Annotated in this window: 10 protein-coding genes and 1 pseudogene; 2 read left to right on the top strand and 9 right to left on the bottom strand. The window is 73.8% G+C overall.

The window, feature by feature from the left end; genetic code table 11:
* Positions 1 to 5: 5 nt before the first annotated feature.
* The 5 genes and pseudogenes from ACIGAN_RS14465 to ACIGAN_RS14445 form a co-directional block, all read right to left on the bottom strand.
* Positions 6 to 5,609: pseudogene (locus ACIGAN_RS14465) on the bottom strand (SDR family NAD(P)-dependent oxidoreductase); the annotation flags it as partial.
* An 83-nt stretch (positions 5,610 to 5,692) separates the two neighbouring features.
* A complete protein-coding gene (locus tag ACIGAN_RS14460) occupies positions 5,693 to 8,842 on the bottom strand; it encodes a type I polyketide synthase (protein ID WP_399857457.1) in 3,150 nt (1,049 codons plus the stop codon).
* Between the two features lie 53 nt (positions 8,843 to 8,895).
* Complete coding sequence (locus ACIGAN_RS14455; protein ID WP_399857455.1) at positions 8,896 to 9,636, bottom strand: thioesterase II family protein; 741 nt, start codon at positions 9,634 to 9,636, stop codon at positions 8,896 to 8,898.
* On the bottom strand, positions 9,633 to 10,883 hold the full coding sequence (locus tag ACIGAN_RS14450; RefSeq protein WP_365098971.1) for a cytochrome P450: 1,251 nt from the start codon (positions 10,881 to 10,883) through the stop codon (positions 9,633 to 9,635). Before ACIGAN_RS14450 ends, ACIGAN_RS14455 begins: the two co-directional genes overlap by 4 nt.
* A complete protein-coding gene (locus tag ACIGAN_RS14445) occupies positions 10,880 to 11,206 on the bottom strand; it encodes an acyl carrier protein (protein ID WP_399857453.1) in 327 nt (108 codons plus the stop codon). The genes ACIGAN_RS14450 and ACIGAN_RS14445 overlap by 4 nt, the downstream gene beginning before the upstream one ends.
* A gap of 438 nt (positions 11,207 to 11,644) precedes the next feature.
* Between ACIGAN_RS14445 and ACIGAN_RS14440 the strand changes: the two genes are divergently transcribed.
* Positions 11,645 to 12,481: a putative nonproteinogenic amino acid hydroxylase gene (locus tag ACIGAN_RS14440; protein WP_365098969.1), complete on the top strand. Its 837-nt coding sequence runs from the start codon at positions 11,645 to 11,647 to the stop codon at positions 12,479 to 12,481.
* Positions 12,482 to 12,597: 116 nt separating this feature from the next.
* Here ACIGAN_RS14440 and ACIGAN_RS14435 read toward each other — a convergent pair whose 3' ends face one another.
* The gene (locus ACIGAN_RS14435) at positions 12,598 to 13,524 is read right to left on the bottom strand and encodes a phytanoyl-CoA dioxygenase family protein (RefSeq protein ID WP_365098968.1); all 927 of its coding nucleotides are present in this window, start codon (positions 13,522 to 13,524) and stop codon (positions 12,598 to 12,600) included.
* Between the two features lie 731 nt (positions 13,525 to 14,255).
* Here ACIGAN_RS14435 and ACIGAN_RS14430 point away from each other — a divergent pair.
* Positions 14,256 to 15,584, top strand: coding sequence for a PLP-dependent aminotransferase family protein (locus tag ACIGAN_RS14430; RefSeq protein WP_399857450.1), 1,329 nt, complete (start codon positions 14,256 to 14,258; stop codon positions 15,582 to 15,584).
* 77 nt (positions 15,585 to 15,661) lie between these two features.
* Here the strand turns inward: ACIGAN_RS14430 and ACIGAN_RS14425 are convergent, their stop codons facing one another.
* The 3 genes from ACIGAN_RS14425 to ACIGAN_RS14415 form a co-directional block, all read right to left on the bottom strand.
* Positions 15,662 to 16,894: a cytochrome P450 gene (locus tag ACIGAN_RS14425; protein ID WP_399857448.1), complete on the bottom strand. Its 1,233-nt coding sequence runs from the start codon at positions 16,892 to 16,894 to the stop codon at positions 15,662 to 15,664.
* A gap of 113 nt (positions 16,895 to 17,007) precedes the next feature.
* Positions 17,008 to 17,745: a thioesterase II family protein gene (locus ACIGAN_RS14420; protein ID WP_399857446.1), complete on the bottom strand. Its 738-nt coding sequence runs from the start codon at positions 17,743 to 17,745 to the stop codon at positions 17,008 to 17,010.
* Positions 17,742 to 22,718: an amino acid adenylation domain-containing protein gene (locus tag ACIGAN_RS14415; RefSeq protein ID WP_399857444.1), complete on the bottom strand. Its 4,977-nt coding sequence runs from the start codon at positions 22,716 to 22,718 to the stop codon at positions 17,742 to 17,744. Before ACIGAN_RS14415 ends, ACIGAN_RS14420 begins: the two co-directional genes overlap by 4 nt.

The raw sequence follows: 22,718 nt of genomic DNA, 5'->3' as shown, positions 1-22,718 counted from the left end.
CTCCCCTAGCCGAGTTCCTGGTCCAGCAGCGAGAGAAGCTCGCCGGCTGAGGCCGTGCTGATCCGGTCGGTGATGCCGGTCACCGGTGCCTCGCCCGCCCTCGCGCGGACCCGGCCCTGCACCTGGCCCACCAGGGCGGACAGGGTGGCCCTCTCCTCGTCCGCGAGGGCGGGCAACTCCTCCTCCAGCCGGGCGCCCAGCCGTTCGATCTCCTCGGCCAGCCGGTCGGCCGGGGTGCGGTGCGCACCGGTGGGGGCGGGCGTGGCGCTGTCGATCAGGAACCGTGCGAGGGCGTCCGGGTTCGGGTGGTCGAACGCCAGCGTGGCGGGCAGCTTCAGACCGGTCACCGCCGACAGCTTGTTGCGCAGCTCCAGCGCGGTGAGCGAGTCGAGGCCGAGGTCGCGGAACGCGACGGTGGGCCCGACCCGTTCACCGTCCTCGTGACCGAGGACGAGCGCGGTCTGCGCCCGCACGATGTCACGCACCGCCGCCTCCGCCTCGGCGGCCGGCTTCGTCAGCACCAGCTGCGCGAGTTCGACGCTGTGGCTCTCCTCCTCCCGGTCCGGACGGTCCGTACCGGCGGACGGCGTGAGCAGATCGCGCAGGAGTGGCGAGACCGTGCGGCCGGTGGGCGCGGCGCCGGGCCCGGGCAGGTGCAGCCGGGCGGGCACCAGCACCGCCTCCTCCCGTGCGATCGCCGCGTCGAACAGGGCCAGGCCCTCGTGCGACGGCAGCGGCAGCACACCCTGCCGCTGCAGGCGCACGAGGTCCGACTCCCCGAGGCCGGCGCCCAGTTCGCTGCGTTCGGCCCAGTAGCCCCAGCACAGGGCGGTGGCGGGCAGTCCCTGGGCCCGGCGGGTCTCGGCGAGGCCGTTGAGGAAGGCGTTCGCCGCCGCGTAGCCGGCCTGTCCGGCCGTGCCGAGCAGGCTCGCGATCGAGGAGAACAGCACGAACGCGGACAGGTCCAGGTGCCGGGTGGCCTCGTGCAGGTGCCAGGCGCCGTGCGTCTTGGGAGCGAGCACCGCGTCGACGCGGTCGCCCGTCAGCGACTCGACGACGCCGTCGTCCAGGACGGCGGCGCAGTGCACCACCGCGGTCAGCGGGTGCTCGTCCGGGACGGCGGCGATCAGCGCGGCCACCGCCGCGCGGTCCGTGACGTCGCAGGCCGCCACCTCGACGTGGGCGCCCGCCCCGGTCAGCGCGGCGCGCAGTCCGTCCACCGCCGGGGCCGTGGCCCCCCGCCTGCTGGTGAGCAGCAGGCGGCGCACCCCGTGCCGCTCCACGAGGTGGCGGGCCAGCAGCGCTCCGAGGCCGCTGGTGCCGCCGGTGATCAGGACCGTCCCGGACCCGAGGGCGGGACGGTCCCCGTCCGGGCCGGCAGGACGGGGCGCGGCGGCCGGGCGGGTGAGCCGGGGAACGGTCACGGTGCCCGCCCTGATCCGGAGCTGGTCCTCGCCCGTTTCGGCCGCGGCCGGTACCCGGGCCCAGGAGTCGGCGCGGCCGTCGGTGTCCAGGAGCGTGAACCGGCCGGGGTGTTCCGTCTGCGCGCTGCGCAGGAGACCCCAGACGGCCGTCGCGGCCGGGTCGCTGCGGTGCTCCGGGCCGTCCTGGACGGCCTCACCGGTGACGACCACCAGGCGTGACGCGGAGAAGCGGTCGTCCAGGAGCCACTCGCGGGTCCACCGCAGTACCCGGCGGAGCCGGTGTCCGGCGGCCGCGGGCGGGGTGTCGCCGTCGGTGCCCGCGCCGTTGAGCACGGCGATGACGACCGGGGGTATGGCGGCGCCGGAGGCGGCGAGTTCGGCCGGTCCGGCCGGGACCGGCCCGCCCCGCGCCAGGGACGCGGTGAGCGCGTCCGGCTCGCCCAGCACGGCGTACCGCCCGGTCCCGTGCGGCGCGTGCGGCGCCGGCACCCAGTCCACCCGGTACAGGGCGTCGGGGTGGCCGGGGCCCAACTCGGCCGGTCCCGCGGTGTCCACGGGCCTGAGGGTCAGCGCTTCGATGCCGCCGACCGGTGCCCCGGTGGCATCCGCGAGGGTCACGGACACCGTGTCCGGTCCGGTGAGGGTGAGCCGGACGCGCAGCGCGCCGGGGCGGGCGGCGGCCAGGCGGACGCCCCGGAACCGGTGCGGCAGGCCCGGTGCGCGGTCGCCGGCGGCCGGGGCCAGGACGGTGGCCGGCAACGCGGCGTCGAGCAGCACCGGATGGATCGTGAAGCCGCCGGCCCCGTGCGCCCCGGCGGCCGCCGGCAGCTCCACCCGGGCGAAGAGTGCGCCGTCGGCCTGCCAGGCCTCCCGCAGGCCCCGGTTCGAAGGCCCGGGCGTGCAGCCGAGGGCGGACAGCCGGGCGTACACCGCCTCGGGGGACACGGCGACGGCGTCCGCGGGGGGCCAGGCGGTGAGGGCGTCCGGGCGCGGCGCCCCGCCGGTGTCGGAGCCGGCGAAGCCCGAGGCGTTCCGGGTCCATCCGGCGTCGCCGTCACCGCGCGAGTGCACGCCGATCACGCCGGTGCCGTCGACGACCACGCGGACCTCGCGCCCGGCCGGGCCGGACAGCACCAGTGGTTCCTCCAGGACGAGTTCGTCCACGACGTCGTGGCCCGCCCGGTGCGCGGCCCACACGGCCATCTCCAGCAGCACCGTGCCCGGCACCAGGGCGGTGCCGTGGACGAGGTGCCCGGCGAGCCAGGGGTGGCGCTCGGGCGACAGGAACCCGCGGGCCACCACGCCGCCGCTGTCCGCGTCGTCCGGCAGGTCGATCACGGCGTCGAGGAGCGGATGCTCCGACAGGGCGGCGGCGGTGGTCGTCTCGCGCGGTGTGTCCAGCCAGTAGCGCTGCCGTTGGAACGGGTAGGAGGGCAACTCCGCCCAGGCGCCGTCCGGTTCGGGCAGCGCGGCGGGCCAGGACACGGGGACGCCCGCCACGAAGGCCTCGGCCGCCGAGCGGTACAGCCGGGTGAAGCCGCCCTGGCCGCGGCGCAGCGAGCCGGTCGCCACGCGGGGAGCCCCGGGGGTGTCGTCGAGCATCTGCTGGATGTTCACCATGAGCAGCGGGTGCGGGCTGACCTCGATGAAGGCTCCATGGTCGGCGGCGAGCAGGCTCCTCATGGCCGCGTCGAAGCGGACCGGCTCGCGCATGTTGCGGAACCAGTAGGCGGCGTCGAGTGCGGAGCCGTCGAGAGTTCCACCGGTGACGGTCGAGTGGAATGCCACCGGGCCGGACACGGGCCGGATCGGGCCGAGTTCGTCGAGGAGCGCCGGCTCGAAGCGGTCCATCAGCGGCGAGTGGCCGGGCACTCCGGCCGGGATCGGCCGGGCGCGCACCCCCTGCGCCTCGCAGGCCGCCACCAGTTCCGCGACCGCGTCGGCCTCTCCCGACACGGTCGTCGAGTAGGGCCCGTTGACCGCCGCGATCGCGACGCGCGGTCCCCACGGCTCCATCAGCCGCCGGACCCGGTCCTCGGTCGCCACGATCCCGGCCATGCCGCCGTCCTCGGTGGCACCGGCCAGGAGCCGGGACCGCACGGCGACGATCCTGGCCGCGTCCGGCAGGGACAAAGCGCCCGCCACGCAGGCGGCGGCGATCTCGCCCTGGGAGTGGCCGACCACGGCGTCCGGCTCGACACCCAGCGCACGCCAGACCCGCGCCAGGGACACCATCATCGCGAACAGCACGGGCTGGACGACGTCGATCCGGTCCAGGTCGGCCGCCTCGGGGCCACCGCAGACGGTGTCGACGAGCGACCAGGAGATCCACGGCCGGAGCGCCTCGGCGCAGGCGTTCAGCTGCTCGGCGAAGACCGGGCTGGTCTCCCACAGTTCGCGTCCCATGCCCGGCCACTGGCATCCCTGGCCGGGGAAGACGAAGACCGTGCCGCCCGGCGGCCGGGCGACGCCGGTGACCACGCCCCGGGGGTGCCGGTCCCCGGCGGCGACGGCCGTCAGACCGGCGAGCAGTTCGTCGCGGTCCGCGCCGATCAGCACTTGGCGGTGCTCGAACAGCGAGCGGGTCGCCACCAGCGCGTGTCCCACGGCCGCGGCGGTGGGGCCGGCGTCCCCGGCGACCCGGTCGAGCAGGCGCAGCGCCTGTTCCCGCAGGGCCTGCTGGGACCGCGCGGAGAGCACCCAGGGCAGGGCCGCCCCGTCGGTGGACACCCGTGCGGGGGCGGCGGCAGCGGGCGGACGGGCGGTGCCTTCCCCGGCCCCGGACGGACGGGCGGTGCCTTCCCCGGCCCCGGACGGACGGGCGGTGCCCTCCGCGGCCCCGGGCGCCTCTTCGAGGAGGAGGTGCGCGTTGGTGCCGCTGACCCCGAAGGACGACACGCCCGCTCGGCGGGGCCGTCCCGGCCGGGCGGGCCAGGGCGCGGGCTCGGTCAGCAGCTCCACCGCTCCGGACGTCCAGTCGACGTGCGGGGTGGGGCGGTCCACGTGCAGCGTCCGCGGCAGGACGCCGTGCCGCATCGCCATGATCATTTTGATGATGCCGCCGACCCCGGCCGCGGCCTGCGTATGGCCGATGTTCGACTTGAGCGATCCCAGCCGGAGCGGTTCGCCGGGCTCCCGGTCCTGCCCGTAGGTGGCCAGCAGCGCCTCCGCCTCGATGGGGTCGCCCAGCCTGGTGCCGGTGCCGTGGGCCTCCACCGCGTCCACCTCCCGGGGGGCCAGGCCCGCGTCGGCCAGGGCCGCGCGCACGACCCGCTGCTGGGCGAGACCGTTCGGCGCGGTGAGACCGTTGGACGCGCCGTCCTGGTTGACGGCCGAGCCCCGGATCAGGGCCCAGATCCGCCGCCCGTTGCGCAGCGCGTCGGACAGCCGCTCCAGCACCAGCACACCCGCGCCCTCGCCCCAGGCGGTGCCGTCGGCGGACTCCGCGAACGACTTGCACCGCCCGTCGGCGGACAGGCCGCGCTGCCGGGAGACCTCCACGAACAGGCCGGGGCTCGGCAGCGCCGACACCCCGCCGGCCAGGGCCAGCGCGCACTCCCCCGACCGCAGGGAGCGCACGGCCTGGTGGACGGCGACCAGCGAGGACGAGCAGGCCGTGTCGGTGGAGACCGCCGGGCCCTCCAGGCCCAGCACGTACGCCACCCGGCCCGAGGCGACGCTGGTGTAGGTCCCGGCGATCCCGAAGCCCTCCACCCCGGCCGCCGTCCCGCTGCCCAGCCGGGGACCGTAGTCGACCCCGTAGACGCCGGTGAACACGCCCGTGTCCGATCCCCGCAGGGTCGCGGGGTCGATCCCGGCGCGCTCCAGTGCCTCCCAGGAGGTCTCCAGCATCAGGCGCTGCTGGGGGTCCATCGCCAGCGCCTCGCGCGGGCTGATGCCGAAGAAGGGCGCGTCGAACTCCGCGAGCGAGGCGAGGAACCCGCCCCGGCGCGTGTACGTCCTGCCGGACGCCTCGGGGTCCGGGTCGTACAGCGCCGCCACGTCCCATCCGCGGTCCCGCGGGAACTCGCCCGTCGCGTCCGCACCGGCGGACACCACGTCCCACAGCTGCTCGGGCGAGGTCACCCCGCCCGGGAAGCGGCACCCCGCGCCCACGACGGCGACGGGCTCGCGAGCCGACTCCTCCAACGCGCGCACCCGCTCGCGCAGCTCCTGCGCGTCACCGACGGCGCGCCGCAGGTAGGACCGGAGCTTGTCGACTTCCTCCACTGGGTCTCCTTCACCGATGACGGGGCGGACGGGCGGTGCTACACGTAGCCGCGCTCGATGAGCGCGTACAGCTCGTCGTCGCTGCGGGCCTCCTGGCTCGTCCCCTCCGGTCCGGCGGACCGTGCGGCCGGCGGGGGCGCGAGGAGGGAGAGGAGGTGGCGGGCCAGCCGGCGGGGCGTGGGGTGGCTGAACGCGACGGTGGCCGGCAGCCGTACGCCGGTCGCCGCGGTGAGCCGGTTGCGCAGCCGCACCGCCGTCGAGGATTCGAAGCCCAGGTCCTTGAAGGTGCTGTCGGGGCGTGCCGCGAGATCGCCGGCCGTCGGGCGCGGGCCCTCGGCGCCCCAGGCGGCCGACGCCTCGGCGCACACGAGGCCGAGGGCGGCCGGTTCCGAGTCCGGCCGGGCCGTCCCCGCGCCCGCGGTGCCGTCCGCGCCGGCGGCGGGGCCCGGCTCGTCGGGCGGGGTCAGCCAGTGGCGCCGCCGCTGGAACGGGTAGGCGGGCAGCGCGACCCGGCGCGGCCGGTGCGGGGCGAACAGCCCTGTGAAGTCCACCGGCGCTCCCCGCACGTGCAGTTCGGCGAGCGAGGCCAGCAGGTCGGCGTGGCTCCCGTCCTCCTTGTGCAGGCTGCCCACCGTCACCGGGGAGACGGCGAGCGCGTCGGCCGTCTCCGCCATCGCCACTTCGAGGACCGGATGAGGGCTGACCTCCACGAACACCCCGGACCCGGCGCGCATCAGCCGGTCGACGACCTCGCCGAACCGCACGGTGGAGCGCAGGTTGTCGTACCAGTACGCGCCGTCGAGCGGCCGTGTGCCGAGCGGCCCGCCGGTGACGGTGGACCAGAACTCCACCTCGGGGGGTCGCGGCGCGAGGTCCGCGGCAGCCGTGCGCAGCCGGTCCCGGATGTGTTCGACGTGGTGGGAGTGCGAGGCGTAGTCCACCCGGACGCGGCGCACCCGCACGTCCTCCTCGGCGGCCCGCGCGGCGAACAGCTCCAGCGCCTCGTCGTCCCCCGAGACCACCACCGACGCAGGTCCGTTGACCGCGGCGGTGGACAGCCGCCCGGGCCACTGCCGCAGCCGTTCGCGCACCCACTCCGGGGGCGCGGACACCGCGCTCATCCCGCCGGTGCCGGCCAGCGCGGTCAGTGCGCGGCTGCGCAGGGCGACCAGCCGCGCCGCGTCCTCCAGGGAGAGCGCGCCGGCCACGCAGGCGGCGGCGATCTCGCCCTGCGAGTGCCCCACCACCGCGTCGGGCACCACCCCGAACGAGCGCCAGACCCGGGCCAGCGACACCATCATCGCGAACAGCACGGGCTGGACGACGTCGACCCGGTCCAGTGCCACGGCCGGTTCGGCGGCGGTCACCACGTCCACCAGCGACCAGTCCACCCACGGCTCAAGTGCCCGGGCGCAGGCGTCGATGCCCCGCGCGAACTCCGCCGACTGCGCGTACAGCCGGCGGCCCATGCCGGGCCACTGGGAGCCCTGCCCGGGGAAGACGAAGACGACCGGTCCGGCCGGCCCGGAAACCGTGCCCCGCACGGTCCGTGCCGTGGCGGTGCCGGCCGCCAGCCGGTCGAGGCCGGCCAGCGCCTCGTCGCGGTCGCCGCCGAGCAGCACCGCCCGGTGCGCGAACGCGGTCCGGGTCGTCAGGAGCGAGTGGCCCACGTCGGCGGTGGTCAGGGAGGCGTCGGCGGCGACGAAGTCCCGCAGCCGGAGCGCCTGTTCGCGCAGGGCCGCCTCGGACCGGGCCGACAGCGCCCACGGCAGCACCTGCGCGGTCCCCGGGCCGGGTCCGGGGCCGGCGGCGCGGGCCGTGGGCGGGCGGAGGCCGGACCCGGACCCGGCGCGGGCCGTGGGCGGGCGGACGCTGGTGCCGGCATCGCGGGCCGCGGGTGTCGTGGGGGTCTGTTCGAGGACGACGTGGGCGTGGGTCCCGCCCATGCCGAACGACGACACGCCCGCCCGGCGCGGCCGTCCGGGCGGGCCCGGCCAGGGCCGGGCCGTGCCCGGGACCTCGAAGTCGCGGTGGAAGTCGGCGATGGCGGGGTTGGGCGAGACGAAGTTCAGGCTCGGCACCAGCAGGCCGCGGTCCACGCAGAGGGCCGCCTTCACGAAACCGGTGATGCCCGCGGCGGGCTCCAGGTGCCCGACGTTCGTCTTCACCGAGCCGAGCGTCAGGGGCCGTTCGCGGCCGGTCGCCCGGAACACCTCGCGCAGACCGGCCGCCTCGGCCGGGTCGCCCAGGCGGGTGCCGGTGCCGTGGGCCTCCACGTAGTCGACGGTGTCGAAGGGGACGTCCGCGCGTGCCAGCGCCGACAGCACGGTCGCCGCCTGGGCGCCGGGGCTGGGATCCGGCATCCGGGCGGTGGCGCCCGCGCTGCCGACGCTCCAGCCCCGCACCACCGCGTAGATGTGGTCGCCGTCGGCGACGGCGAGGTCGAGCCGTTTGAGCAGCACGAACGCGCCGCCCTCGCCCCGGACGAAGCCGCTGGCGCGGGAGTCGAAGGAGAAGCAGCGGCCGTCGGGCGACAGGGCGCCCATGTTCGCCAGGGCCAGTCCCGACTCCGGATCGGCGATCAGCTCGACGCCGCCGGCCAGCGCCGTGTCGACGGCGCCGCTGCTGATCCGGTCGCAGCTCAGCGCCAGCGCCACCAGGGAGGAGGACTGGCCGGAGTCCGCGCAGTAGCTCATGCCGCGGACGTCGAACAGGCCGGAGATCCGGTTGGCGATCAGCGCGCCGGCCGAGCCGAGCGCGGCGTGGTGGTCGTCCCGGTCGCTGCCCGACGCTCTGCGCAACCGGTCGTATCCGGAGGGGGCGCTGCCGACCACCACGTCGATCTCGCGCCCGGCGAGCGCGCCCGCCGGAATCCGGGCGTCCTCGACGGCCTCCCAGGCCAGTTCGAGTCCCAGCCGCTGCACGGGGTCCATGGCGGCCGCCTCCGCGCCGTCCAGGCCGAAGAACTCCGCGTCGAACGCGTCGATGGCGTCGAAGAACGAACCCGCCCGCAGGGTGCCGGCGTCCGCGTGGGCCGGATCCGGGACGCCGGCCGCCCGCTGCTCGGGGAACGTGCCGACGGTCGAGCGGCCGTCGAGCAGCAGGCGCCAGAACTCCCCCGGGCCGTTCACTCCGGGGAAGCGGCACGACATCCCGATGACGGCGATGCCGGTGGCTGGGCCACTCATACGAATCCTTTCCGGTTGCCGGGCCCGTGGCGCGCACGGGCGGTCCGCCGTGTTCAGCGCCAGGAGCCCAGCGACGTCACAAGTGCCTCGGGCGCGTGCATGAAGTCGTAGTGACCGCCGTCGACGACCCGGACGTCGACCGACTCCGCGTAGGGACGCCAGGCCCGCAGGTCGTCCGGGTCCACGTCGGGGTCGTCCCGCCAGTGCAGGACGACGACCGGACACGGGAGCGTCACCGGTTCGGTGCGCCGGTAGGCGCCCGCGGCGGCGTGGTCGCGCAGCAGCACCGCCAGGCCCATGTCCACCATGTCCGGCCGCGGCTCGATCCCCCGGTCGCGCAGGAAGGACTCCAGTTCGGCCCTGAGTTGCGCCTCGGTCATGGCGAGCATGCGGTCGCGCGAGGCGTGGTGCGGCGCGGGCTGGCCCGACACGAACAGGCACTGCGGCACGGGAAGCCCCCGGTCGGCGAGGCGGAGCACGGTCTCGAAGGCGGGCAGGGCTCCCGCGCAGTGCCCGAAGAACGCGAACGGCCGGTCCAGCAGCGGCACCAGCGCCTCGGCGAGCGCGTCCGCGAGCTCCTCGTAGGTGCCGTAGTGCGGTTCGGCCATCCGGCTCTCCCGGCCGGGGAACTGCACCGGGCAGACCTCGGCCCCGTCGATCGCGGCCGGCCAGGCGCCGAACGCCGAGGCGCCGGCTCCGGAGAAGGGGAAGCAGAAGATCCGGGCGGGGTGGCCGGTGCGGGCCGGCGGCCGGACGAACCAGGGTGAGGTGGCGGTGGCGGATCCGGATGTCATGGCGTCCTGCGTTTCCCGACGACGATGGGCAGGTGGGTCATGCCGGCGATGAAGTACGACCGCAGGTGCTCGGGTTCGCCGGCGACGTCGATCGATCCGCAGCGCCGCAGCAGCTCTTCGAAGAAGACCCGCAGGGTCATCCGGGCCAGCGGCGCGCCGATGCAGAAGTGCGAGCCGAACCCGAACGCGACCTGGCGCTTGGCGCCGCTGCGGGTGATGTCGAACGTGTGGGGGTCGGTGAACTGGGCGGCGTCCCGGTTGGCCGAGCCGATCCACGCGACGACCGCTCCGCCGGCCGGGACGGTGCCGCCGCCGATCCGGGTGTCCGCGACGGCGTAGCGCATGAAGTTGCAGGCGGCCGAGGTCCAGCGCAGCCCCTCCTCCACCAGGTTCGGCACGAGGGACGGGTCGGCCCGGGCCTTGTCGAACTGCTCGGGCCGTTCGACCAGGGCGAGGACGGTGCCCGAGACGGTGTGCGGGGTCGTCACGTTGGCGCCGAGGAGGATGCTGTAGCCGTTGAGGGCGATCTCCTCGTCGGTCAGCGGCGCCTCGCCCGCCCGCGCGTTCATGAGGTGGTCCAGGAGGCTGGTGTCCTCGTCCTGCGCCGCGCGGCGCTGTGTGACCCACGCGGTGACGTAGGCGACGAGTTCGTGGTGGGAGATGGCGAGCGTCGCGGCTTCGCTGCCCTGCCGGAAGTGCGGGTCCGAGGGGGCCGTCACCATGGCGGTCAGCTGCACGAGTTCGTCCCAGTCGCGCTCCGGGATGCCGAGCAGCGGCCCGGTGACGATGGCGGGCAGCCGCAGCGCCTGCTCGGCCAGGTCGAAGACCTCCCCGTCGAGCGCCGGCTCGAGGAACCGCACGATCGCCTGCCGGATCCGGTCCTCCCAGGGGGCGACGGCGCGCGCGGTGAGCCGGGAGCCGATCGCCCTGCGGACCTGGGTGTGCCGGGGCGGGTCGGTGGAGGTCATCAGCTTGCCCGCAGCGACGTCGTCGACGCCGAGGTGGGTGACGACCGTCCCGCGTTCCGAGGTGAACTCCTGGTGGGAGCCGAGCACCCGGCAGACGTCGTCGTAGCGCGTCACGGACCAGAACTCCCGTCCGTCGGCCAGGACCTGGTGGTGCAGCGGGGCCTCGGCGCGCATGGCGTCCCAGACGGGGTGGGGGTCGCCGTGGGTGTAGAGGTCCAGGTCGAACAGGTCGACGCGGTCGAGGTCGACCTCGCGCGCGGCGCCGGGCGTCAGCCTCATGTCAGCGCCTTTCCCCGCTCGATGAGTGCGGCGACCCGGGCGGGGGTCTGGGCCAGGTAGAAGTCGCGCACCGACAGCTCGACGCCGTGGTCGCGCTTGACCCGGTCGATGATCGCGATCCCGGTCAGGGAGTTGCCGCCGAGTGCGAAGAAGTCGTCGTCCGCCCCGACCTCGCAGCCGGCGAGGTGCTCCGCCCACAGCGCGCAGACCTCCTGCACCAGTGCCTCGGGCACCAGCGCCTCGGGCGCACCGTCGGGTGCCGTGCGCGCCTCGGTCGCCTCGTGTCGTCCACCTTGCCGGTGAGCCCGCGGTCGCGATTCCATCGCCACCTTTTCCTTTCTCCGAGGGACACAAAAGCCCGTTTCAGAGGGCATTCACATGCCGCGCGGGACGTTCATAGAATTTCGGTCACCGGACGAGGTTAAAGCCCGGAATTGAATTGCGAAAGACACGGACCGGGCGCCGCGGACCTTCGCCCGGGCGGCCGGTTGTCCCGCCGACGGGACACCGCGGGGGCGCCGGGACAATGCGGCGACGAACCCCGGGAACGGCGTCCACCAGGGGAAGTTCAGGCTGCCCATCGTGCCATCCCTGGCCCTCCCGGGCGAGCGGATCGGCGTTTCGGACCGGCCCCGGGGGCCACGCGCGGCCCCGGCGGGCACGTCATTGCCATCGCATTTTCGAAGAATTACTGTGACGCCCCGGAGGGCGCCCACGAACCTCCGCGTTCATCGAACGACCATCTGCCGGAGGGGATTTCCTTGCTCAAGTCGCAACGGCTCGCGGTGCTGCCCATCGACGCGTACGACCTGGAATCCGAGTTGTCCGTCGTGGACCACCACGACTACGGAGGAGACTACGACGCCTTCACCTTCGGCTCGTGGTCGTCGCATGTGCTGGCGAACGGCACGGGCGCCGACTCCGACACCGCGTTCCGCCCGCACGACGGCCGGCTGACCCTGACGGACCTGGGCAAGCGGCTGCCGAACATCATGGCGCTGGTGACCGACAACTTCCCCCTGGACCGGCTGCAGTGGGTGCGTGTCTTCAGCCTCCGGGACGGGCTGATCTCGCCGCACGTGGACTTCCTGGAGTTCTCCGAGCCGGGCACCCGGCTGCAGGTCCCGCTGCGCACCAGCGAGGAGTCCCTGCACTCCGAGAACGAGTCCGTCTACCACATCCGCCGCGGCGAGGTCTGGAAGATCCATTCGACCGACCCGCACTCCGCGCGCAGCACCTCCCGGACCGCGCGGCTGTCCCTGTGCCTGGACTTCGCGGACTCCGAGGAGCCGGTCGAGATCCGCAACGCGGTCCCCGCGACCGAGCCGGTCCGCATCGTCGAGCGGCCCGAGCCGGCCGACGCCGAGCTGCGCGAACTCATCGAGTCGGGGCGGGACTTCACCCCCGAGACGATGCGGCCGGCCTTCCGCCGGTTCGCCGAGCTGCACTTCGAGCGGCACGCGCACGCCACGGCCGCCTTCGACTGGTACGTGGAGGCCGCCCGGCTGACCGGAGACGACGGCATGGTGGCCAAGGCCAGGGCCTTCCGGACGTACTGCGTCGAGAAGCGGGGTGACGGGGAGACGTTCGACTGGTGAGCGACGCGGCCCCGCCGCGCCGCAGCAACCGGCCCGCGGACGGCCCGCCGCCGCAAGCACCGACCGGCCGATGGCCCGCCGCGAAGGAGCGGCGGGCCATCGGCCGTGTGCGGGGGTCAGCTCTTGACGGTGCCCTCGCGCAGCCGGTCGATCATGTGCCGGGTCGTCTCGATCGGGCTCTCCTGCGCCAGGGCGAAGGAGCTCGACGGCAGCGCCTCGTTGCGCACGGCCACCTTGTCGTTCCACTCCTCCCGGCCGGCGAAGGGGATCGTCTCGCCCTCCTGGTAGACCGGGAAGGGGCGGTACTGGTTGAGGCCGGCGGCGTCGGTCCCGCGCACGAGCAGCGGGTCGAGATAGATGCCCTCGCTGTGGATCCGGGTCGCCGTCGAGATGTAGCCGATGTCCAGACCGCAGCGCCGCTTGGCGGAGGTGTTCGCCTCCGAGTAGTGCAGCAGGTGGGGGTGGTGGATCGACACGTCACCCGGCTGGAGCTCGATGTCCACGACACCGCGCTTGTCCGCCCACTCCCGTACCAGGGTCTCGTCGGAGCTGGAGAAGAGCATGTTGGGCTGGTCGGTGCGCACCTGCGGCTTGTGCAGCGGCAGTTCGTGGCTGCCGGGGATCATCCGCAGGCAGCCGTTCTCGGTGGTGCTCTCGTCGACGGCCAGCCACACCGTCAGCGCCTGCATCGGGCTCAGCGTCCAGTACGCGCCGTCCTGGTGCCACAGCACGGGCTGCCCGTCGTACGGGGGCTTGCAGATGTAGTGGGCGGTGAAGCACGCGAGATCCGGCCCCAGGAAGAACTCCGCGATGTCCACCAGACGGGAGTCCGACACCAGCCGGGCCCAGAAGGCGTCATTGCGGATCAACGGGTGGTGCAAGTGCTCGGGACGCAAGTCCGGGTACTTTCCGGTGAGCCAGTCGACGTGAGCACGCACCTCGTCCAGCAGATCGCGCGGCACGACACCGCGGATGATGGAGAAGCCCTGTTCGGCGTATTCCGCCGCGGCTTTCTCCAGAACGCCCTCGCCCAGTGTGTTCATGCGTCACTTCCTTTTCGGGTTGTGAGGTGATGCCGCCTTGCGGGACACGTTCTCGAAACCGTCGCGGATTCCCGCTTCACGGGCTTCGGCGGTTCATGGCTCCGGACGTGGAAAAGTGGTGGGCCGGGGTGCCGGCGCGGTCTCACCGGCAGTTCGGGCGTGGTCGACGGGGGCGACCGCCCGGCGATGAAAGTCTCGTACCGGCGGACGCGGTTCACGTGTCACGTTCACGGCGTGCGGGAACGGAATGCGGGTCCGCCGGCCATCCTTCGGCCGGCTGCCGCCGGCCGGTCGCAGCGGAACTCCCCCGCGCCTTTTCGCCGGTTCCCCGGCGGTTCCCCGGCGGTTCAACACTCTGTCCGCCGCACGGAATGGTGTCAATGTTCCCCGGCCGTCCCCCGCGGTTCCGGTAAGGGAGAGCGGTCTCTTTCCTCCCGGTGTCCCGCTGACGGGACAGGCACGGGCGCGGCCGCCCGTCCGGTGTGCGCGGCGAAGCACTGCGGTGCGTCACGCCGCGCGTCTACTATGAGGGCCCGACGAGGCGGCCTCGCATCCGAGCGGGCCCAGCGCCGCGGCGGCTCCCGTCTCCCCGGTGCGGCACACGGCCGAGCGCGCGGCTGTTCCCTCCTGCCGCCGGGCCGTCCCCACAGCTCCGGCCCCACCCGACGTGCCCGATGTGCCGAACGTGTCCAACGTGTCCAACGTGTCCAACGGATGAGGATGGCGTGACTATGGCCGTACACCCGGCGCCCGCGTTCCTGAGCATCACGGACCTGCACGAGTCGGTGGACGACCCCGCGCTGACCTCCATGACCCTGCTCAACGAACTCGCCGGACGCTATCCGAGCGCCGTCTCCTTCTCCGCCGGCCGCCCGTTCGAGGGTTTCTACGACGTCGAGGACCTCTCCCGCCATCTCACGACGTTCCGGCGCCACTTGGAGGACGAGGTCGGCCTCCCCGCCGAGCAGGTGCGGCGCACCTTCTTCCAGTACGGCCGCACCAAGGGCTTCATCCACGAACTGATCGCCCGTCAACTGCAGGTCGACGAGGGCCTGACGGTGGACCCGGAGAGCATCGTGGTGACCACCGGCTGCCAGGAGGCGATGGTGATCCTGCTGCGCGCCCTGGTCCGGGACGGCCGCGACGTCATCCTGGCGGCCGAGCCCAACTACGTGGGGTTCATCGGCGCGGCCCGCGTGGCCGGGGCGCCCCTGCGTCCGGTCCGGGAGGGCCCGGGCGGCATCGACCTGGCCGACCTGGAGCGGCAGATCGCCGCGGCCCGGCGTGAAGGACTGCGCCCGCGCGCCTGTTACGTCGTCCCGGACTTCGCCAATCCGAGCGGCGCGAGCATGTCGACGGCGGACCGGGTCGCCCTGCTGGCACTGGCGCGGCGGGAGCGGATCCTCGTGCTGGAGGACAACCCCTACTCCTTCTTCTCCGCGGGCGGTGCGCGGCTGCCCATGCTCAAGTCCCTGGACGAGCACCGCCAGGTGATCCACCTCGGGTCCTTCGCCAAGTCGGCCTTCGCCGGTGCCCGGGTGGGGTACATCATCGCGGACCAGCCCGTGTCCTCGGCGGGGGACCGGGCCGCCGGCCCCGTGCTCCTCGCCGACCATCTCGCCAAGCTGAAGAGCATGGTGACGCTCAACACCTCGACCGTCGCCCAGGCGGTGATCGGCGGCTACCTGATCGAGAACGGGTGCAGCCTCAAGCGCGCCACCGCCCGGGAGGCCGGGGTCTACCGGCGGAACCTGGCCGCCGTGCTCGACCGGCTCGCGTCGGTGTTCCCGCCGGTGCCCGGACGGCCGCGGGAGGTCTCGTGGAACGCGCCGCAGGGCGGGATGTTCGTCGTCGTCACCCTGCCGTTCGTGGCGGACGAGGAGATGCTGGAGTACTCGGCCTCCAAGTTCGGCGTGCTGTGGACGCCCATGCACCACTTCTACGCCGGCACCTCGGGATTCCACCAGGCCCGGCTCTCCTTCAGTGTGCTCACCCCGGAGCAGATCGGCCTGGGCGTGGACCGGCTGGGCGACCTCGTGAAGGACCAGCGGGGGCGCTGACGCGCCGCCGCCCGTGAGCCGGGCCCCCGGACGCCGCCGCGTCCGGGGGCCCGGTGTCCCAGGGGCCGGTCAGCCGCTCACAACCGGACCGGCAGCGCGTCGAGCAGCCGTGCGCCGCCGGGGGTGGCCTCGGTGTAGGTCAGGTCGGCGCGGTCCACGGTGACCTCCAGGGTGTCGCGCCGGAGCATCAGGTGGTCGAGGGCTATCTCGCCCTCCAGGTTCGCCAGGGCCGCGCCGGTGCAGTAGTGCGGGCCCGCGCCGAAGGCCAGGTGGCTCCGCCCGCGCGGCAGGACGCGCTCCACGTCGCACCGTCCGGGTTCGGGGAAGACGTCCGGGTCGTGGTTGGCGGAGACCAGGGAGCCGATGAGGGCGTCGCCCCGGCGGATGGGCGTCCCGGCGAACTCCAGGTCCTCCGTGGCGTAGCGGGGGCCGGCGGCCGGGACGGGGTTCGCCACCCGCATCAGCTCGTGCACGGCGTGCGGCAGCGCCTCCGGCCTGGCCCTGAGCAGGGCCAGCTGCTCGGGGTTGTCGAGGAGGGCGAGGACCGCGTTGGGGATGAAGTGGGACGTGGAGTGGTGCCCGTTGTTCACCACGAGCAGCACCATCGAGATGATCTCGGCCTCGCTGAGCCGGTCGCCGTCCTCGTCGCTCGTCTGCACCAGGGTGGAGATCATGTCGTCCGCGGGGTCCGCCCTGCGGCGCACGATGAGCTTGCGCACGTAGTCGACCATGCCCTGGGCGCTCCCGGCGAGGTCGGCGTCGGCGTCGGCGTAGTCGTTCATCCAGGTGCGCACCTGGGGCTGGTCGGCCTCGTCGATGCCGATGAGTTCGCAGATGACGGTCCCGGTCAGGGGGGAGGAGTAGTCCTCGATGAGGTCACCGCTCCCCTTGCGGGCCAGGTCGTCCAGGAGGCGGGCGGAGATCTCCTCGATGCGCGGGCGCAGCTGCTTGATGCGCCGGACGGTGAACGCCGGGGTGACCAGGCGGCGCTGGCGCGCGTGGTCCCGGCCGTCCTTGAGCATCATGTTGGCCGCGACGTAGTCCCGGAACTCGTCCGGCAGGTCCAGGGAGGCGACCATCTGGTCCACCAGGCTCGGTCCGCGGTGGCCCGGCACGTTGCTGTGGTCCACGACGAGCCGCGGGTCGTTCAGGGCCGTCTTGATGTCCTCGTTGCGCGTGATCAGCCACACGCGTGGCCCGCCGGGGAATCCGACGCGGACGAGCGGGGACCGCTCCCGCAGGCGCGCGTAGGCGCGGACCGGGTCCTCCACGAACTCGGGGTCGGTCAGGCTGACGATGGGCTCGTCCATGGGGTGCTCTCCTCGGCATCCTCGTCGAACGGTGGGCAGGCTGGGGCGGACCCGCGCGCGGCTGTGCCGCCGGCCGCGGTGCGCCGTGTGCGCACCGCGGCCGGCGGGCCCCGCTAGGGGCTGTCCTGCGCGGACTCGGCCTCGATCAGGTCCAGGACCTCGCGGCCGTGGTCGACCAGGTACATGTGGTCGCCGGGGAACTCCGCGTAGCGGAAGGAGCCGGTGGTCGCCTTCTGCCATTCGTGTGCCTGGTCCGCGCTGACCAGGCCGTCGCGGGCGCCCCGGAGGGAGCAGATCGGCACGGTGACCGGTTCGTCGGTGCTCGGCACGTAGTTCTCGTGCATCTCGCAGTCGGCCTGCAGCACGGGCAGGATCAGTTCCCGCATCTCCGGATGGTCGAGGGCCTCGTGCCGGAAGCCGGCGAACTCCTCGACGCGGGCGAGGAACTCCTCGTCGGGCAGGCCGGTGGCGCGCCGCGCCCGCTGGGTCCACGGGCCGGGCGAGCCGCTCACGACGAGCCGCTCGACGGCGACGCCGCGCGCGGTCAGCAGATGCGTCAGCTCATAGGCGAGCACGGCGCCCAGGCTGTGCCCGAACAGGGAGATCCGCGCCCCGGGGCCCGCCTCGGCGACGAGGTCGTCGACCGTGTTGCGGGCCGCCTCCGCGACGTTGCGGTACGGCGTCCGCAGGATCAGCCGCTCGCGGCCGGGCAGTTCGACCGGGACCACGCGCCACCGGCCGCCGGACAGCGCCCGCCACGGGTGGAAGAAGGACGGACCCGCTCCGGCGAACGGCGCGCACACCAGCACGTTCCGGTCCCGCTGCGGTGCGGGCCCCGCGGTGCCGGTCACCGCGCCAGCCGCTCGGCGATGACGCTCATGATCTGGCCCGCGGGCTTGGGCATGTGCAGGTCGTGGTGGGTGGCGTCCACCGCGTGCTCCTCGATGGAGCCGAGCACGTGCGGCCGCCAGTCGGGCCCCCAGGAGGAGACCTCCTCGGTCTTGTCGAGCCTGGCGTTGAAGTACAGCAGGTCGCCGCGGTAGACGGGTGATTCGAAGTCGCCCATCTTGTTGAGGTTGTTGGCGCCCACCTTCGACATGGTGTCCAGGAAGCTGTCCATGCTGCGGGTGTTCATGAACTGGCCGAAGACTTCCTCGACGTCGGCCCGGTACAGGTCCGGTGTCCTGCCGGAGACCTGCTTGAACCCGCTCTCCGGGTGGGTGGTCGCGGGCTGGGCGTCCAGGACGGCGACGAGGTCGACCCGGTGCCCGAGCCGGTCCAGTTCCACCGCGAGGGCGTGCGCGATCGGGCCGCCGTAGGACCAGCCGACGAGGTGGAACGGGCCTTCCGGCTGGATGCGGAGGATCTCGGCGAGGTAGTCGTCGACCATCTCCTGGACCGAACCGGCCAGCGGGTCGGTGCCGTTGGAGCCGCGGGACTGCAGGGCGTAGGCCGGGCGGTCCTGGACGTAGGGGACGAAGGTGAAGTACGCCCAGCCGAGGCCGCCGCCGCCGTGCAGGAACCACACCGGCGGCTTGCCCGTGCCGGGGTCCCGGTTGAGCGGCAGCACGACCTCGAACGAACCGTTGTGGTCGTCGGGGATGCCGCCGATGAGGACCAGCGCCGCCAGCTCGGCCACGGTCGGGTACTGGATGATCGTCCGCAGCGGCACGTCCAGGCCGAACTGCTTGCGGATGCGGGCGCTGAGCCGGGTGGCCAGCAGGGAGTGCCCGCCGAGCACGAAGAAGTCGTCGTCGATGCCCACCCGCTCCAGGCCCAGCAGTTCGCCGAACAGGGCGCACAGCTTCTCCTCGTGGGAGTTGCGCGGCTCGCCGCTGCTCACGGTGGTGGTGTGCTCCGCGGGCAGGGCGCGCCGGTCGAGCTTGCCGGCGGGGTTCAGCGGGATCTCCGCGAGCGGTACGACGGTGGCCGGGACCATGTAGTCGGGCAGGCGCTCGCGCAGGTACTCGGGCAGTTCGGTCAGGAGGGGGCCGATCGACTTGGCCAGGGCGGGGGCGTTGATCCGCATGCGTCCGGTGGCCGGGCCGGGGACGAAGACCCCGCCGACGGCCTCCGGCTCGGGCAGCAGCACCGCGTCGAAGCAGTGGGCGGCCTCGGCGGACCAGGTGAGGACGGCCTCCCCGCCGTGCCGGCGGGCGCTGTCGGCGATCTCCTGCGGATCCACCGCCGTGCCCTGCGGGGCGTTCGGTGCGCTCACGCCGGAGGCGGCCGCGGCGGCGGCCTCCGCGACCAGCCGCGCGTTGGGGATCCCGGTCACCCGGACCGGGCCGCCGCCCGTGCGGCCGGCCAGCTGGGCCCAGTCGGTCACGTCGCGGCCCCAGGCCAGGGCGGGCACCCCGGCCAGGTCGCGCAGGGCGGCCGGCCGCTTGTGCAGGACGACCTCGTAGCGGTGCCGGGTCAGCTCGTTGTGGGCGTGCCCCTCCTTCAGCCGGATGTCGACGCCGGCGGCACGGTCCGCGGCCCATTCGGTGAACCACTCCGGCGCCACCACCAGCTCCCGCTCGGCGAGCAGCGCCTGCTCGACGAGCGCGCGTATCTCCTCGTGCGAGGCGTGCGGCTGCGCGGCCCGCTTCTCCGCGGTGGTCAGCAGCCGCAGGGTGGCGGCGTTGCGGACGTCACCGACGATCAGCCGGCCGCCCGGGGCGAGGAGGTCCATCAGCTCGCCCAGCACGAGGTCCAGGTAGGCGGCGCTCGGGAAGTACTGCACCACCGAGTTGACGACGATGGTGTCGAAGGCGCCGCGGGGCAGCCCCGAGACGTCGTGGGCGGCCTGCGCGGCCAGCCGGACCCGGTCCGCGTGGCCGGCCCGCGCGGTCTGTGCCCGCAGCCGGTCCACGACGGTGGCCGAGATGTCGGTGCCCCAGTACTCCTCGACCTCGCCGACGATCCGGGCCAGGAGCAGGCCGGAGCCGACACCGACCTCCAGCACCCGGCGCGGGGCGAAGCGCAGGACCTGCGCCACCGCCGCGTCACGCCACTCGCGCATCTGCTCCTCGGGGATCGGCTCGCCGTCGTACACCGACTTCCAGCCCTGGAAGTCCTCGCCCCAGGCCTTCTCGGCGGAGTCGGCGTAGCTCTCGTCGTAGACCTGGCGCCATTCGTCCACCTGGGCCTCGGCGTCGGCCACCGCGGCGTCCGGGTCGGGCGCCACGTAGGCGACCAGGCGCTGTTCGCCCTTCTGGTCCTCGCGCACGACGACCGCCGCCTGGGCCACCGCGGGGTGGCCGGTCAGCACGTGCTCGATCTCGCCCAGTTCGATGCGGAAGCCGCGGACCTTGACCTGGGAGTCGGTGCGGCCGATGTAGTCGACCTGGCCGTCCTTGGTCCACCGCACCAGGTCCCCGGTGCGGTACATGCGGGTGCCGGGCGCTCCGTAGGGGCAGGCCACGAACCGTTCCGAGGTGAGCGGGGTCTGTCCCAGGTAGCCGCGGGCCAGGCACACGCCGGCCAGGTACAGCTCGCCGGCGACGCCGGGCGGGACGGGGCGCAGCGCGGCGTCGAGGACGTAGACCTGGGTGTTCCAGATGGGCGCGCCGATCGGCACCCGGTCGGCGCCGGGGACGTGCTGCCATCCGGTGACCTCGACGGTCGCCTCGGTGGGGCCGTAGAGGTTGTTGGCGGAGCAGCCCGGGAGCAGTTCGGTGAAGCGGTTGGCGAGGGCGGCCGGGAACGCCTCGGCCGCCACCTCGATCCAGCGCAGGCTGGTGCACTGCTTGGCCAGGGGCTCGGCGACGAAGGCGGCCAGCAGGGACGGCACGAAGAAGGCGCCGGTCACCTGCTCGCGCTGGATCAGCTCGGCCAGGTAGGCGGGGTCGCGGTGCCCGTCGGCGCGTGCGACGACGACACTGGCGCCCATCTGCAGGTTGGCGAACATCTCGGGCACCGAGGCGTCGAAGGAGGCCGAGGTGCTGACCATCATGCGGTCCTCGACGCCGACGGCGAAGTGGTCCAGGCCCCACCGGATCCGGTTCATGATCGACCGGTGCGCCACCGGCACCCCCTTGGGGCCACCGGTCGAACCCGACGTGTAGATCACATACGCCGCGTGGTCCGGCAGCAGCTCCCGCACCGGGTCGGTCTCCGGATACCCCGACACATCCGGCAGGTCCCCCTCCAGCACCAGCAACGGCCGTGCACCGTCCAGCACATGCCGCACCCGGTCCTCGGGCAGGTCGACGTCCAGCGGCACGTAGGCCGCTCCCGACTTCACCACCGCGTACACCGCCACCAGCAGCTCCACCGACCGCGGCACCCGCACCGCCACCAGCCGCTCCGGACCCGCGCCCCGCTCCACCAGCCAGTGCGCCAGCCGGTTCGCCCGCCGGTTGAACTCCCCGTAGGTCAGCGACTCACCCTCAGCGATCACCGCCACCCGGTCCGGATCCCGCGCCACCTGCGCCTCGAACGCACCCGGCAGCGTCCCCGGCTCCACCGCCACCGCCGTGTCGTTCACCCCCCGCAGCAACCACTCCCGCTCCCCCGCCGACAGCACCTCCACCGCGCTCACCGGCCGGAGCGGGTCGGCGGCCACCTGGTCCAGTACGCGGACGAACCGGGCGACGACGGCTTCGGCCGTGTCCCGGTCGAACAGCTGGGTGGCGTACTGCAGGTCGCCCCGCAGGGCGCCCGTGTCGTCCATCGCGATGCTGAAGAACAGGTCGGACAGGGCGGTCTGGGTGAGGTACTGCTCGAACTCGACCTTGAGCCCGGGCAGTTCGAAGTCCTGCCGGGCGAAGTTCTGCCAGGCGAACATCACCTGGAACAGCGGCTGGTAGGCCAGGGAGCGTTCGGGGTTGATCTGCTCGACCAGGGTCTCGAACGGCACGTCCTGGTGCTCGTAGGCGGTCAGCGCCTTGTCCCGGACCTGCGCGAGGAGGTCGGCGAAGGTGGGGTCGCCGGACAGGTCCACGCGCAGCACCTGGGTGTTGACGAAGAATCCGACGAGGTCGGCCAGCGCCTCGTCGGTCCGCCCGGCGATCGGGCCGCCGATCGTGATGTCGTCCCCGCCGCCGAGCTTGCCGAGCAGCACGCCCACCGCGGCCTGCAGCACCATCGCCATGGTCATGCCGCGCTCGTCGGCCAGCTGCTGCAGGCCGGCCGCCACCGCGGCGTCCACCACGACGTCGACGGCCTCGCCCTGGGAGCTGCGCTCGGCGGGCCGGGGCCGGTCCAGGGGGAGGTTCAGGGGCTGGGGCACGCCGGCCAGTTCCCTGCGCCAGTGGTCGATCTGCGCGGCGGCCAGGCTGCCGGGGTCGTTCACGTCGCCGAGCAGTTCGCGCTGCCAGAGCGCATAGTCCTTGTACTGCACGGGCAGCGGCGTCCACTGCGGCGCGCGGCCCTCGCGCCGGGCGGTGTAGGCGGCGGTCAGGTCACGCGCCAGCGGTCCTCCGGAGACCCCGTCGGAGGCGATGTGGTGGATGACCAGCACGAGGACGTGTTCCTCGGGCGAGCAGCGGAACAGGTGCGCCCGGAAGGGGATCTCGGCGGCCAGGTCGAAGCGGTGGGCGATGACCTCGTCGATCGCGGCGGGCAGCTCCCCGGGGGTCACGTCGGTCACCGGCAGCGGCACCGGCGCGTCCGCGGCCGCCAGGATCCGCTGGTGGGGCTCGTCGTCCTCGTCGGTCACGTACGTGGTGCGCAGGGTCTCGTGGCGGCCGACCACGTCGCGGACGGCCGCCGCGAGGGCGTCCGGGTCGAGCGGCCCGGTCAGCCGGAACGCCGGGGAGATGTTGTAGGTCTCCGCCCCTCCCTCGAGCTGGTGCGTCAGCCACATGCGGCGTTGTGCGAACGACAGCGGAATCAC

The organism is Streptomyces sp. NPDC085931, from assembly GCF_044540565.1.
Lineage (GTDB): Bacteria > Actinomycetota > Actinomycetes > Streptomycetales > Streptomycetaceae > Streptomyces.
The sequence above is the reverse complement of the archived record's forward strand: the minus strand, read 5'-3'. Positions and strand labels throughout refer to the sequence as shown.

Bases quoted from the DNA above. Each gene is read 5' to 3' on its own strand.
- ACIGAN_RS14450 (WP_365098971.1), bottom strand. From the start codon at position 10,883: ATGAGGCTGACGCCCGGCGCCGCGCGCGAGGTCGACCTCGACCGCGTC.
- ACIGAN_RS14445 (WP_399857453.1), bottom strand. From the start codon at position 11,206: ATGGAATCGCGACCGCGGGCTCACCGGCAAGGTGGACGACACGAGGCG.
- ACIGAN_RS14455 (WP_399857455.1), bottom strand. From the start codon at position 9,636: ATGACATCCGGATCCGCCACCGCCACCTCACCCTGGTTCGTCCGGCCG.
- ACIGAN_RS14430 (WP_399857450.1), top strand. From the start codon at position 14,256: ATGGCCGTACACCCGGCGCCCGCGTTCCTGAGCATCACGGACCTGCAC.
- ACIGAN_RS14435 (WP_365098968.1), bottom strand. From the start codon at position 13,524: ATGAACACACTGGGCGAGGGCGTTCTGGAGAAAGCCGCGGCGGAATAC.
- ACIGAN_RS14425 (WP_399857448.1), bottom strand. From the start codon at position 16,894: ATGGACGAGCCCATCGTCAGCCTGACCGACCCCGAGTTCGTGGAGGAC.
- ACIGAN_RS14460 (WP_399857457.1), bottom strand. From the start codon at position 8,842: ATGAGTGGCCCAGCCACCGGCATCGCCGTCATCGGGATGTCGTGCCGC.